The sequence below is a fragment of the Streptomyces sp. NPDC041205 genome (assembly GCF_055591765.1).
In genome coordinates, this window is sequence record NZ_JBVIZH010000001.1 from 357,051 (window position 1) to 370,035 (window position 12,985).

Below are 12,985 nucleotides of genomic sequence, written 5' to 3' on the forward strand. Positions count from 1 at the left end.
CTTTCGGATCGTGACGACCGTCCGGCTTCCGCTCTTCCCGCTCAACTCGGTGCTGTTCCCGGGGCTCGTGCTGCCCCTGAACGTCTTCGAGGAGCGCTATCGCGCCATGATGCGCGAACTCCTGAAGGTTCCCGACGACGAGCAGCGACAGTTCGCGGTCGTGGCGATCCGTGACGGCCGGGAAGTGGCGCCCAGCGCGCCGGGCCTGCCCGACCAGACCGCGCAGCCCGAGCAGGGCCCCGGCGCGGGCTTCGGCGACGACCCGCTGAAGGCCTTCCACGAGGTGGGCTGCGTCGCGGACGCGGCGACCATCCGGGAGCGCGAGGACGGCGGCTTCGAGGTCCTCGCCACCGGCACCACCCGGGTGCGGCTGCGCTCGGTGGACGCCTCCGGGCCCTACCTCGTCGGCGAGCTCGAACCGCTTCAGGAGGAGCCCGGCGAGGAGGCGGGCGCGCTCGCCGAGGGCGTGCTGCGGGCCTTCCGCTCGTACCAGAAGCGGCTCGCGGGCGCCCGCGAGCGGTCCCTGTCGACCACCGCGGAACTCCCCGACGAGCCGTCGGTCGTGTCCTACCTGGTCGCGGCGGCCGCCGTCCTCGACACCCCCACCAAGCAGGAACTCCTCGAAGCCCCCGACACGGCCGCCCGGCTGCGCGCCGAGCTGAAATTGCTGCGCGCCGAGACCGCCATCATCCGTAACCTGCCGTCGTTGCCCGCGACGGAACTGACGCGCGGCACGACCAGCCTCAACTGAGGCGCGGCCGGACCCCCTCACGGACGAACCCGCGGAAGTTGGCGAGCAGCGTGGCGAAGAAGCAGAAGAAGACGCAGGCCGGTGGCACCCCGGCCACGGTCGCCCTCACCGCGGCGGGCACCGCCTTCACCGTGCACTCCTACGACCACGACCCCGCCCACCCCTCGTACGGCCAGGAGGCCGCCGAGGCCATGGGCGTCTCCCCCGACCGCGTCTTCAAGACCCTGGTCGCCGACGTCGACGGCGAGCTGACCGTGGCGGTCGTCCCGGTCGCGGGCACCCTCGACCTGAAGGCCCTCGCCACGGCGGTCGGCGGCAAGCGGGCCACGATGGCGGATCCGGCGGCGGCCGAGCGCACCACCGGCTACGTACGCGGTGGCATCTCGCCCCTCGGCCAGCGCAAACGCCTGCGCACCGTCCTGGACGACTCGGCCTCCGGCCACCCCACGATCTGCGTCTCGGCCGGCCGCCGCGGCCTCGAGGTCGAACTCCCACCCGCCGATCTCGCCGCCCTCACCGGTGCGGTGCTCGCCCCGATCGGGCGTGCGTGACCCCTCGACGGGGGCCCGGTCCTCGACTAGGACCACACCCATGTCGAAGAAAACACGCAAGCGGAAGTGGCGGACGAGGAAGGGCAAGTCCAACCATGGCCGCCGCCCGGCGTAGGGGTGGCCGGCGGTGACCTTCCCCAACCCCGCCCCTTCCCGAACCCGGGGCTCCGCCCCGGACCCCGTATCGGCGCTCTGCGCCTCGTCCTCAATCGCCGGACAGGCTTAGACGTTGCCGGGGCGGGCTGGGAACGTGCGGGTGATTTTCAGCCCCTCCGGCGTTTGAGGAGCGGGGGTCTGGGGGCGGAGCCCCCAGTTTCGGGAAGGGGCGGGGTTGGGGAGCCCCCGGCAGGGCCCCCTACCGCTCAGGCGCCCCGTACCCGTCCCGATACGAACCCTCGTACGACGAGAACGGCTCCGGATCCCGGGGCCCGAACAACCCCGTGAGCACCAGCTGAAAGACCATCGCGGCAACGGGCCACGCAAGCAGCACCCCCTTGGCCTTCAACTCCATGGGCGCGTCGAAGACAACCCCCACCCCCACGGACTCCGCGTGCGCCGCCACATCCGTCTCGGGCCCGACCCAGACCCCCACCTTCCAGGCGAGCACGGCCCCGAGCAGCCCACCCGCGGCGAGCCCGACGACGAGCGGAATGCCGCCGCGCCGCCGCAGGAGGAAGACGACGACCGCGCTGACGAGGCCGAAGGCGAGGCCGAGGAGGGTGAACGTTCCGTCGACGCCGATGGCCTGCTCGCCCTCGGTGTCCTTGAGGTAGACGGCCGTCTTGTCGGCGATGAGCGGCACGGTGGGCGCGAGCCACAGCCACAGCAGCCCGAGCAGCACTCCGCTGGCCGCGACCGCGACCATGATCACCACGGCGTCCCGTACGTCGGCCTTCAGGTCGGTCGGCACGGGGGATCCGCCCTCCTCGTGCGCCGCCTCGGCCGCGTACCCCGAGGGCCGCGCGGGTTCCCGCCAGGGGTTGTCGGGGCCCGAGGAGTCGGCGTCGCTGTCTTCGGGGCGGTCGTGCGGCGGTTGGGAGGGTGTCAGCGGTGCGGTCACGCACACATGGTGCCAGCTCCGCCTGAGAACCGCGCCACCGGACGGCGGATCGGCGTCAGCGGACGGCGGCCCGCCGGTAGGCCCAGGTGGCGACGGCCAGGGAAGCGACGCCGACGCCCGCGCAGACGGCGAGATCGAGCGCGACGGCGCCCCAGTCGGGGTCGGCGCCGAAGGTCCGGGCGAGGGCCTCCACGCCGTATGTGGAGGGCAGCAGGTCCCGGGCGTACTGCAGGAACTCGGGCATCCGCTCGGCCGGGAGCACCCCGAGCAGGAGCGCGGCGGACATGCCCATCTGCCCGAGCAGGGTGGCGAGTTCGGGCCGCGGCGCGAGCAGCCCGAGGGCGGCGCCGAGCCCGGCGAGGGCGGCGCCGGAGAGCGGGATCACGGCGGCGAGCACCCACAGGTGCGTCAGCGGCAGGCCGAAGAGGCCGCAGCCGACGACGGCCGTGACGACGGTGCCGGGCACGGTGAAGGAGGCGTACGCGGCGGCGGCGCCGAGGACGACGGCGGCGGGCGGCACGGGCAGCGTGGCGTAGTGGTCGAGGCCGCCGTCGCCGCGGAGCTGGCCGAAGTACTGGGCGAGCAGGTTCAGCGCGACGAACGCGACCACGAGGACGGAGGACCCGGCGACGACGGCGTGGGCCTCACCGCCGCCGTCCACGACGCCCCGCATCAGGATCATGATGCCGACGGACTGGAAGGTGGCGACGAAGAGCAGCGGGATCCGCGCGACGCGGGCCCGCGACAGCTGTGCCCGGTAGACGGCGCCCAGGGCCGGCAGGAGCCGCGCCCGGGCCCCGAGCGGCGCGACGGGGTCCGTCACCTCCGCGGCGCGGTCCTCGGCACGCACGACGGCTTCCAGGGGAACGGCACTCAACGGACAACCTTCCTACCGACTGGCCTGACTACTGCGCGCCGCACGGACGCCCCCGCACGGTGCCGGGCGCCGAGCCGCGCCCTCGGACGCACCGGGCTCACGCCTTCACCAACCCGTCCCCGCCCCGCCCGCCCAGGGCGAGATACACATCCTCCAGGCTGGGCGTGGCCAGCGTGAAGTCGTCCAGCGCGGCGAAGGCGCCGCCGCCGGTGACCGCCGCGACGGCCGCCCGCGCCTCCTCGGGCGCGAGCCGCAGCGTCCACTTGCGCCCGGACTCGACCGCCGAGGACCGCAGCGCGGCGACCTCGGGCACGTCGATGGGCGCCCGCTCGCGCCAGACGAGTTCCACCCTGACCTCCCCGGCGACCTGCTCCTTGAGCCCGGCGGGCGTGTCGCAGGCGATGACCCGGCCGTGGTCGAGCACGGCGACGCGGTCGAGCACGGTCTCGGCCTCGATGACGTTGTGGGTGACGAGCAGGACGGTGGTGCCGCGCTCGGCCCGGCGCCGGTCGACGGCGCCCCACACGGCGCGCCGCGCCACCGGGTCCATGCCGGTCGTCGGCTCGTCGAGCACGAGCAGCCGCCGCTCCCCCACCAGGGCGGTGGCGAAGCAGGCGAGCCTGCGCTGGCCGCCGGAGAGCTTCTTCAGGGGCCGCGACGCGAGGGCGGTGAGCCCCAGCTCGTCCAGGACGTCGTCGCGCTCGGCCCGCGCGCTTGCGGTGTCGAGGCCGCGCAGGCGCGCGGTGGTCTCGACGGCGAGGGAGACGGTCAGCTCGTCCAGGGCGGTGGACTCCTGGCCCAGATAGGCGAGGAGCCGGGCGGCCCGCTCCGGGTGGCGCACGATGTCGTGGCCGAGGACGTGGACGCTGCCGCTGTCGGGCCGCATCAGACCGGTCAGCTGGCGTACGAGGGTGGACTTGCCGGCGCCGTTGGGCCCGAGGAGGCCGAAGATCTCGCCGCGGCCGACCTCGATGCCGAGGCCGTCGCTGGCCCGGACCTCGGGCGTGGCGGGCCTGCCGCGCCTGCCGCGGGCGGCGGGATAGACCTTGACCAGGTCACGCACGACGCAGACGGCATCGCTGCCGTGCCCCTGCCGGAGCCCCTGTCGGACTGCCTGTGCCGCGCGCGTACTCACGAAGGACGAGGGTACGGGGTCCTGTGTCCGGTATGGCGCGCGGGGCGGCTCTCGCGCCCCCTGTCCCCACCGAAGAGGGGACCCGCGCCGCCCGGCGGAACGGCCCTCACTCCCCCGCCGGAGCGTGCTCGGCGGCGGTCCGTACGTCGATCTCGCGCCAGAAGCCCGCCCGGATCGCGTACCGGTCGTGCTCGTCGATCTGGTCGTCCTTGTGGGCGAGCAGCCCGAACCTGGCGGCGTAGCGCAGCAGCTCGCCGTCGATGCGGTGCGGGATGCGCGGGTACATCGCGCCGAGCTTCTGGAGGTTGTGCTGCTCGGGCAGGCGCCCCATCCAGCGCCGGGCGAAGACCTGGCCGACCTCGTAGGGGTCGCCGCCGACGGTGGTGATGTCCTCCTCCCGGTCGGCCCAGCGCTGCTCGGCCGTGGTGAGCTGGGCGAGGGTGGGCAGCGCCGCGGCCTCCGGGGGCTCGGCGGGGGTGCCGGGGCGGTCCACCCAGCCCCTGTCGGACGACCAGCGCAGGGTCGCGTTCGCCGGCTCCTTGGGGTCCTTGACGCCGGGGGCGCGCAGGGCAGCGAGGTCCTTGGGGGTGGGCACGCCCTTCGTGGCCGGATTCCGGTCCCCGTTCTCCTGGACGCGGGGTGGCGCGGCGGGGTGCGGGGCGGCGGTGGCCCGCTCGGGGCTCGTGGTGAGCGCGGACTCGGGCAGCGGGGCGGAGAGGATCGCGGCGATCTCGGGGCGGGGGGCGGGCGGCGGGGCGCAGACGCCGGTCAGTTCCTTGGCGCGGACGGCCTTGGTGATCCAGACGCGGTCGAGGACGCGCCGCTCGTCGGCCTCGGCGACCAGGTCCTCGGACTGGTTGTAGTCGCCGTCGGCGGCCTGCACGGCCCAGAGGTGGACGGCGACGCCGTGTTCCTTGGCGGCCATCATGCCGGGCAGCAGATCGCCGTCGCCGGTGACGAGCACGACGTCGGAGCAGGCGCGGTTGCGGGCCAGCTCGGTCAGCTCGGCGTGCATGGCGGCGTCCACGCCCTTCTGCGCCCAGCGGCCGTCGCTGCGGGTGAGGGCGCCCAGGCGGACGGTGACGCGGGGCATCACACGGAGCCTGCGGTGCTCCGGTTGGGGTACGCGGTCGGGGGCGCCGTCGAACCAGTAGATCCGCAGCAGCGGGCGCTCCGTGTCGGACTCGGCGCGCTCGCGCAGACCCTGGATGAGGGCGGTGTGGTCGACGGTGATCCTGGACCGGGACGGCTCTCCCGCGAGGAGGCTCGCGGCGGCTCCCAGCAGATACCCGGCGTCCACCAGGACGATGCAGCGGTCCACGCCATCCACCCTCTTTCCTGGAAGATTCCTGAAGGTGCCCGAAGATCCCACAGATCCCGGCCGGGGATCCGGCGATTTCGCGGATCGGGAGCTCCCGCGGATCCTGGAGGTCACTTCGGGTTTCCTTCGAGTCTGCCCGACCTCGCGGAGGTTAACGGCCCGAACTCGATCTTCGGCGTGGCGTATCCGCCCGAACGCGTTGCATGGCCCCTTTCGAGTGCCCCCGCGAGTCCCCCTATGACGCACGGTAATTATCCAAAATGCGCCTTTTGCGGACCTATGTGAGTCTGGTCGCGTCCTGGCCCCTCGATCCCCCTCAGGAGGAAGATCACCATGGCCAAGAACAAGCACCGCGATCGCAACCAGAAGGCCGCCGCCCAGGCCGAGCGCGGTCAGCAGCAGGCCCAGCAGTCCGCCATGGAGGCACAGGCCAAGTCCGCGGCCGAGGCGAACCCCGGCGATGTCGCCCGTAAGCACCGTGAGCGCCGCTTCGGCCACAACTGACGCCCGCACAGGCACACATGAGGGGCGCACCCGGACCGGGTGCGCCCCTTGGCCATGCGGTTGCCGCCGTGCGCGCCGCTCGCGGTGAGGTCAGCCCGCCAGGCAGGACGGGCCGAGCAGCACCTTGAGGTCGCCGAAGAGCGCCGGGTCGGGCTTCACGCGGTGCCGGTCGAGCCGGAGCACGGTGGTCTTCTGCGCGCCCTGGAGCTTGATCCGCACCTCGCTGTTGCCCCGGTGGTGGCTGAGGATCTCACCGAGGCGCGTGACCATCGGCGGGCTCACCTTCACGGTCGGGATGGTGATCAGCACGGGCGCGTTGGTCCCGGCGTTCGACAGGTCGGGGACCTGCATCTCCATGGCGACGAGGCGGGGGACGTCCTCACGCTTGTCGAGGCGGCCCTTGACGAACACCACGGCGTCCTCGACGAGTTGCGTGGACACCAGCTGGTACGTCGCCGGGAAGAACATGCACTCGATGGAGCCCGCCAGGTCCTCGACCGTGGCGATCGCCCACGCGTTGCCCTGTTTGGTCATCTTGCGCTGCAGCCCGGAGATGATCCCGCCGATGGTGACGACCGCACCGTCGGAGAAGTCGCCACCGGTCAGCTGCCCGATGCCCGCGTCCGCCTTGTCGGAGAGCACGTGCTCCAGGCCGAACAGCGGATGGTCGGAGACGTACAGGCCCAGCATCTCCCGCTCCTGGGCGAGCAGATACGTCTTGTCCCACTCGTCGGTGGAGAACTCCACGTCCAGGCCGAACCCGGGCTCGTCGGAGTCGTCCTCGCCCATCCCGCCGAAGAGGTCGAACTGCCCCTCGGCCTCCTTGCGCTTGACCGCCACCACGTTGTCGATCATCGGCTCGTACTGCGCGGTCAGGCCCTTGCGGGTGTGCCCCATCGTGTCGAACGCGCCCGCCTTGATCAGCGACTCCGTCGTGCGCTTGTTGCACGCGGCCGCCTCCACCTTGTCCAGGTAGTCCGGGAACGAGGCGAACTTCCCCTTCGCCTTCCGCGACCGGATGATCGACTCGACCACGTTCGTCCCGACGTTGCGCACCGCCTCCAGGCCGAACAGGATCACGTCGTCACCCTGCGCCGCGAAGTTGTGCACCGACTCGTTCACGTTCGGCGGCAGCACCTTGATGCCCATACGACGGCACTCGTTCAGATACACCGCCGACTTGTCCTTGTCGTCCTTCACCGACGTCAGCAGCGCCGCCATGTACTCGGCCGGGTAATTCGCCTTCAGATACGCGGTCCAGTAGGTGACCAGGCCGTACGCGGACGAGTGCGCCTTGTTGAACGCGTATCCGGCGAAGGGCACCAGGACGTCCCACAGGGCCTGGATCGCCTCGTCGGAGTAGTTGTTCTTGCGGGCGCCGGCCTGGAAGATCGCGAAGTTCTTCTCCAGTTCCTCGGGCTTCTTCTTGCCCATCACGCGGCGCAGGATGTCGGCCTCGCCGAGGGAGTAACCGGCGATGATCTGGGCGGCCTTCTGCACCTGCTCCTGGTACACGATCAGGCCGTAGGTGAGGCCCAGGGTCTCCTTCAGGGGCTCTTCGAGCTCCGGGTGGATCGGGGTGATCTCCTGGCGGCCGTTCTTGCGCTCGGCGTAGTTCGTGTGCGAGTTCATTCCCATCGGGCCCGGCCGGTACAGGGCCGAGACGGCGGAAATGTCCTCGAAGTTGTCGGGCTGCATCTGGCGCAGCAGCGAGCGCATCGGGCCGCCGTCGAACTGGAAGACGCCGAGCGTGTCACCGCGGCAGAGCAGTTCGTACGTCTTGGGGTCGTCCAGCGGCAGGGAGAGCATCTCCAGCTTGATGCCCTTGTTGGCCTCCACCATCTTGACGGCGTCGTCCATGATCGTGAGGTTGCGCAGGCCCAGGAAGTCCATCTTGATCAGGCCGAGCGACTCGCACTGCGGGTAGTCCCACTGCGTGATCGTCACGTTGTCCGTGTGCCGGACCCAGATCGGGGCGTGCTCGATGATGGGCTCGCTGGACATGATCACGCCCGCCGCGTGCACGCCCATCTGCCGGACCAGGCCCTCGACGCCCTTGGCGGTGTCGATGACCTTCTTCACGTCCGGCTCGTTCTCGTACATCGACCGGATCTCGCCCGCCTCGCTGTAGCGCGGGTGGCTGGGGTTGGTGATGCCGTCGAGGTCGATGCCCTTGCCGAGGACGTCGGCGGGCATGGCCTTGGTGAGCCGGTCTCCCATGGCGTAGGGGTAGCCGAGGACGCGCGCGGAGTCCTTGATGGCGTTCTTCGCCTTGATCTTGCCGTACGTGCCGATCATGGCGACCTTGTCGGCGCCGTACTTCTCGGTCACGTACCTGATCACTTCGACGCGCCGACGCTCGTCGAAGTCGATGTCGACATCGGGCATGGAGACGCGCTCGGGGTTGAGGAACCGCTCGAAGATCAGTCCGTGCTCGATCGGGTCGAGGTCGGTGATGCCCATGGCGTACGCCACGATCGAACCGGCCGCGGAGCCACGGCCGGGGCCCACCGCGATGCCGTTGTTCTTGGCCCACATGATGAAGTCGGCGACCACGAGGAAGTACCCGGGGAAGCCCATCTGGATGATGATGTCCATCTCGTAGTCCGCCTGGCGCTGGCGGTCTTCGGGGACACCTCCCGGATAGCGGCGGTTCATGCCTCGCCGCACTTCCTCCTTGAACCAGGTGGTGTTGGTGTAGCCCTCCTCCGGGATGTCGAACTTCGGCATGAGGTCGCGCTTCTCGAACATGCCGGTCGTGTCGATCTGCTCCGCCACCAGGAGCGTGTTCGCACACCCCTCCTGCCAGGCGTCGGAGGAATCGACGGCGTACATCTCGTCCGTCGACTTCAGGTAATAACCCGTCCCGTCGAAACGGAAACGATCCGGATCCGAAAGGTTCTTGCCCGTCTGAATACACAGCAGCGCGTCATGCGCCGCCGCCTCGTGCGCATACGTGTAATGCGAGTCATTCGTCACCAGCGGCGGAATACCGAGCTTCTTGCCGACCCGGAGCAGATCCTCACGGACCCGGCGCTCGATATCGATGCCGTGGTCCATCAGCTCCAGGAAATACCGGTCCTTGCCGAAGATGTCCTGGTACTCCGAAGCCGCCTTCACCGCCTCGTCGAACTGTCCCAGACGCAACCGCGTCTGCAGCTCACCCGAGGGACACCCGGTCGAGGCGATCAGCCCCTCCGACCACTGGGAGATCGTCTCCTTGTCCATTCGCGGCCACTTCTGCAGCCAGCCCTCGGCGTACGCGTCCGAGGACAGCCGGAACAGATTGTGCAGGCCCGTCTGGTTCGCCGCCCAGATCGTCTTGTGCGTGTAACCACCCGAACCCGACACGTCGTCGCGCTTCTGGTGCGGCTGCCCCCACTGGATCTTCCGCTTGTTGCGCCGCGACTCCGGCGCCACATACGCCTCGATCCCGATGATCGGCGTCACTCCCGCCTTCTTCGCCGAATGGAAGAAGTCGTACGCCCCGTGCAGATTCCCGTGGTCGGACATCGCGATATGCGTCATGCCCATCTCATTGCACGCGTTGAACATGTCCTTCAGCCGCGCGGCACCGTCCAGCAGCGAGTACTGGGTGTGAACGTGCAGGTGCGTGAAGGGCGGCTTCGACACGACGTTGGCCTCCGGGGGAACTCTGCGGGTGGCGTGGGTGGACAGCGTGGAAGTCTAGTCCGGCTCACTGACAGCGGGCGGGCACTCGGGAGTACGGTCGGGCGTTGAGAAGAGGGCGGACGACCGTCCCCCATGTGATGCACCAGGAGGCACCCCGCGATGTCGGTCCCGCAGCCCACCGCCGACCAGCGCGGCGAGGAGATCCTCGCCGTCTTCGACACCGCGTTCGGCGAGCTGCTCGCCGCCGACCCCGCCGCGTTCCGGGTGAAGTTCCGGAAGATGGCGGCCTCGGCCTTCGCGTTCTACCGCGGCACGGCGTGCCTCTTCTACCACGACCTGGGCCGCGACCAGCACGCCGGTCCGTACGTGGACGACCGCACCGGCCGGGTCTGGATCCACGGCGACCTGCACGCCGAGAACTTCGGCACGTACATGGACTCCCAGGGCCGCCTGATCTTCAACGTCAACGACTTCGACGAGGCGTACGTGGGCCCCTTCACCTGGGACCTGAAGCGCCTCGCGGCCTCCCTGGCCCTGATCGGGTACACGAAGGCGCTGAGCGACGAGCAGATCACGTCCCTGGTGCGGACGTACGCCGCGGCGTACCGCGAGCGCGTCCACGACCTGGCGACGGGCGCCAAGAGCGACGAGGTGCCGCCCTTCACCCTCGACACGGCCCAGGGCCCCCTCCTGGACGCCCTGCGCGCCGCCCGCTCCCTGACCCGCTTCGAGCTCCTGGACTCGATGACGGAGATCCGTGACTTCGAGCGCCGCTTCGCGCCGGGCGGCGGCTCCATCGAGCTCGACGCGGCCACGCGGTACAAGGTCCTCGCCGCCTTCGACGGCTATCTGGAGACGCTGCCCGAGTCCTCCCTGACCCGCCCCGACTCGTATCGGGTGAAGGACGTCGTGGGCCGCCGCGGCATCGGCATCGGCTCGGCCGGACTGCCGTCGTACAACATCCTCCTTGAGGGCAACAGCGACGCCCTGGAGAACGACGTCGTCATCTACCTGAAGCAGGCCCAGACCCCGGCCGTCTCCCGGCACATCACGGACGCCGCGGTCCGCGGCTACTTCCAGCACGAGGGCCACCGCACGGTCATCTCGCAGCGGGCCCTCCAGGCGCACGCCGACCCCTGGCTCGGCTGGACCGAGCTGGACGGCGCGGGCCAGCTCGTCGCCGAGGTCTCGCCGTACGCGGTCGACCTGGACTGGTCGGACATCGACGACCTGGACGAGATCTCCTCCGTGGTGGCCGACCTGGGCCGGGCCACGGCGACGATGCACGCGGCCGCGGACGACGAGAGCGGCCACTCGGAGCTGGTGCCGTTCTCCACGGAGCGGGCCATCGACGCCGCCATCGCGGCCGACGAGGACGGCTTCGGCGACCTCCTGGTGGACTTCGCGCACAGCTACGGCGCGCGGGCCCGCGCGGACCACCAGATCTTCGTGGACCTGTTCCGCAACGGCCGGATCCCGGGGCTGTAGCGGGCCGCCATGGGATTCGCAGGGACCCTTTAGGGGTCTCTTATGACGGCTCATGGCACACTCGCTTGCGCGATGGACATATCCGGGACCCAGATCAGAGTGGTGCGTGCGGCACTGTTCACGGCACTCGTCGTGATGCTGTCCGCCGCGTCGCACATTCTGCTGTCCCGGGCCCCGCTGCCGCTCACGACCTGCCTCGCCGTCACGGCCTGCGTGTACGTCATCGCGTATGCCCTGGCCGGACGCGAGCGCGGGTTCGGCCGCATCGCCGCCCTGCTGATCCCGCTGGAGCTGGCCGCCGACACCGTCTTCACCTCCGGCCAGCACGTCTGCTACGGCCAGTCGGGCGGCCCCGTCACGGGCCCGCTGCGGTCCTTCGGCGTGGACGTGCTGTGCGGCGGCGGCAGCGTCGGCACCCCGCTGGCGCGGATGGCGGGCGGCGAGAGCCACGGCGCCGCCGCCCTGCTCGCCGACGGCGGCCCGGCCACGGCCTGGCTGCTGCTCGGCGCGCACATCGGCGTCGGGCTGCTCGCGGCGGCCTGGCTCGGGCGCATGGAGCGGGCCGTGGCGGGACTCCTTCGGGCCGCGGCCGCGGCGACGTTCCGGCCGCTGCTGCTCGCGGTCGCCGCGGTGACCCGGCGGATCGAGCCGGTGCGCCGGCTGCCGCGCCCCGCCCGCCGGACGCCGGTCGTCCGCACCCGGCTGCTCGTGCACTGCGTGGGACGGCGTGGACCGCCGTGCTCGGCCCTCTTCGCCTGAGCACAGCCGACCAGCCACGCCACACCCACGGAGAACCACCATGAGCAAGCGCAACAGCCAGGCCGCGAAGCAGGCCGCCCGCGAGCGGATCCGCGCCCAGCAGGAAGCCGAGCGCAAGCGCGAGAAGCGCAAGCGGTCGATCATCGTCGGCACGTCCATCGTCGGCGTCCTCGCCCTCGCGGGCGGCGTCTCGTACGCCGTCATGCAGAGCAACAAGCCCGACTACTGGGACGACGCCAAGGACGCGAAGCTCGTCAAGCCCGCGAACACCTCGGGCAAGGACGGCACGACCGTCGTCGTCGGCAAGGCCAGTGCCAAGAAGACCCTGAAGGTCTACGAGGACCCGCGCTGCCCGATCTGCGCGAGCTTCGAGCAGACCGTCGGCCCGACGGTCGAGAAGGACCTCAAGGACGGCAAGTACAAGGTCCAGTTCGTCGGCGCCACCTTCCTCGACCGGAACATCCCGGGCGAGGGCTCCCGCAACGCGATGAGCGCGCTCGGCGCCGCCCTGAACGTCTCCCCGGACGCGTTCCTCGCCTACAAGAAGGCGCTGTACTCGGCGGACAACCACCCGAGCGAGCAGGACGACAAGTTCAAGGACGACTCCTACCTGCTGAAGGTCGCCAACGAGGTGCCCGCGCTGAAGAAGAGCGCGGCCTTCAAGAAGGCGGTCAAGGACGGTACGTACGACCGCTGGGCCCTGGCCATGGGTCAGGCGTTCCAGGACGACAAGGACGGGGTCGAGGGCACCCCCGCGTTCGTCATGAACGGCAAGCAGCTCAAGGGCGCCGACGGCAAGAACGCGCCGATGTCGGTCGAGGACTTCAACAAGGCCGTCGACGCCGAGCTGAAGGCCTGATCCAGGAGTTATCACGCAAGCGCAGTAGGCGTGTTGCGGAAGAGCGG

At 70.7% G+C, this 12,985-nt stretch carries 11 protein-coding genes; 6 read left to right on the plus strand and 5 right to left on the minus strand.

Annotated features, from left to right (window positions below):
• Window positions 1-10 precede the first annotated feature (10 nt).
• Both ACZ6BG_RS01630 and ybaK read left to right on the plus strand, forming a co-directional pair.
• Window positions 11-751: an LON peptidase substrate-binding domain-containing protein gene (locus ACZ6BG_RS01630; RefSeq protein ID WP_468448992.1), complete on the plus strand. Its 741-nt coding sequence runs from the start codon at window positions 11-13 to the stop codon at window positions 749-751.
• Window positions 752-801: 50 nt separating this feature from the next.
• On the plus strand, window positions 802-1,302 hold the full coding sequence (gene ybaK, locus ACZ6BG_RS01635) for a Cys-tRNA(Pro) deacylase (RefSeq protein WP_468995327.1): 501 nt from the start codon (window positions 802-804) through the stop codon (window positions 1,300-1,302).
• Window positions 1,303-1,657: 355 nt separating this feature from the next.
• Here the strand turns inward: ybaK and ACZ6BG_RS01640 are convergent, their stop codons facing one another.
• The 4 genes from ACZ6BG_RS01640 to ACZ6BG_RS01655 form a co-directional block, all read right to left on the minus strand.
• Window positions 1,658-2,362 (minus strand): DUF2567 domain-containing protein, encoded by a 705-nt coding sequence (locus ACZ6BG_RS01640; RefSeq protein ID WP_468995330.1) that lies wholly within the window; start codon window positions 2,360-2,362, stop codon window positions 1,658-1,660.
• 55 nt (window positions 2,363-2,417) lie between these two features.
• Complete coding sequence (locus tag ACZ6BG_RS01645; protein WP_468995332.1) at window positions 2,418-3,239, minus strand: ABC transporter permease; 822 nt, start codon at window positions 3,237-3,239, stop codon at window positions 2,418-2,420.
• 97 nt (window positions 3,240-3,336) lie between these two features.
• The gene (locus ACZ6BG_RS01650) at window positions 3,337-4,374 is read right to left on the minus strand and encodes an ABC transporter ATP-binding protein (protein ID WP_468995337.1); all 1,038 of its coding nucleotides are present in this window, start codon (window positions 4,372-4,374) and stop codon (window positions 3,337-3,339) included.
• Between the two features lie 106 nt (window positions 4,375-4,480).
• Window positions 4,481-5,695: an NYN domain-containing protein gene (locus ACZ6BG_RS01655; protein WP_468995340.1), complete on the minus strand. Its 1,215-nt coding sequence runs from the start codon at window positions 5,693-5,695 to the stop codon at window positions 4,481-4,483.
• Window positions 5,696-6,028: 333 nt separating this feature from the next.
• Here ACZ6BG_RS01655 and ACZ6BG_RS01660 point away from each other — a divergent pair, with 333 nt between their 5' ends.
• Window positions 6,029-6,199 (plus strand): hypothetical protein, encoded by a 171-nt coding sequence (locus tag ACZ6BG_RS01660; RefSeq protein ID WP_468995343.1) that lies wholly within the window; start codon window positions 6,029-6,031, stop codon window positions 6,197-6,199.
• Between the two features lie 90 nt (window positions 6,200-6,289).
• Here the strand turns inward: ACZ6BG_RS01660 and dnaE are convergent, their stop codons facing one another.
• On the minus strand, window positions 6,290-9,832 hold the full coding sequence (gene dnaE, locus ACZ6BG_RS01665) for a DNA polymerase III subunit alpha (RefSeq protein ID WP_468995346.1): 3,543 nt from the start codon (window positions 9,830-9,832) through the stop codon (window positions 6,290-6,292).
• A 159-nt stretch (window positions 9,833-9,991) separates the two neighbouring features.
• Between dnaE and ACZ6BG_RS01670 the strand changes: the two genes are divergently transcribed.
• From ACZ6BG_RS01670 to ACZ6BG_RS01680, 3 genes are all read left to right on the plus strand, one after another.
• Window positions 9,992-11,320 carry a DUF2252 domain-containing protein gene (locus ACZ6BG_RS01670; protein ID WP_468995350.1) on the plus strand — a complete coding sequence of 443 codons (1,329 nt, stop codon included), beginning with the start codon at window positions 9,992-9,994 and terminating at the stop codon, window positions 11,318-11,320.
• Window positions 11,321-11,392: 72 nt separating this feature from the next.
• Entirely contained in the window at window positions 11,393-12,079 is a 687-nt protein-coding gene (locus ACZ6BG_RS01675) for a hypothetical protein (RefSeq protein ID WP_468995353.1), read from the plus strand.
• 40 nt (window positions 12,080-12,119) lie between these two features.
• Complete coding sequence (locus ACZ6BG_RS01680; protein WP_468449012.1) at window positions 12,120-12,938, plus strand: thioredoxin domain-containing protein; 819 nt, start codon at window positions 12,120-12,122, stop codon at window positions 12,936-12,938.
• Window positions 12,939-12,985: the final 47 nt, after the last annotated feature.

What these genes read in the sequence shown, in the direction of transcription:
- ACZ6BG_RS01670 (WP_468995350.1), top strand. Translation starts at nt 9,992, where the DNA reads ATGTCGGTCCCGCAGCCCACCGCCGACCAGCGCGGCGAGGAGATCCTC.
- ACZ6BG_RS01660 (WP_468995343.1), top strand. Translation starts at nt 6,029, where the DNA reads ATGGCCAAGAACAAGCACCGCGATCGCAACCAGAAGGCCGCCGCCCAG.
- ACZ6BG_RS01680 (WP_468449012.1), top strand. Translation starts at nt 12,120, where the DNA reads ATGAGCAAGCGCAACAGCCAGGCCGCGAAGCAGGCCGCCCGCGAGCGG.
- ACZ6BG_RS01675 (WP_468995353.1), top strand. Translation starts at nt 11,393, where the DNA reads ATGGACATATCCGGGACCCAGATCAGAGTGGTGCGTGCGGCACTGTTC.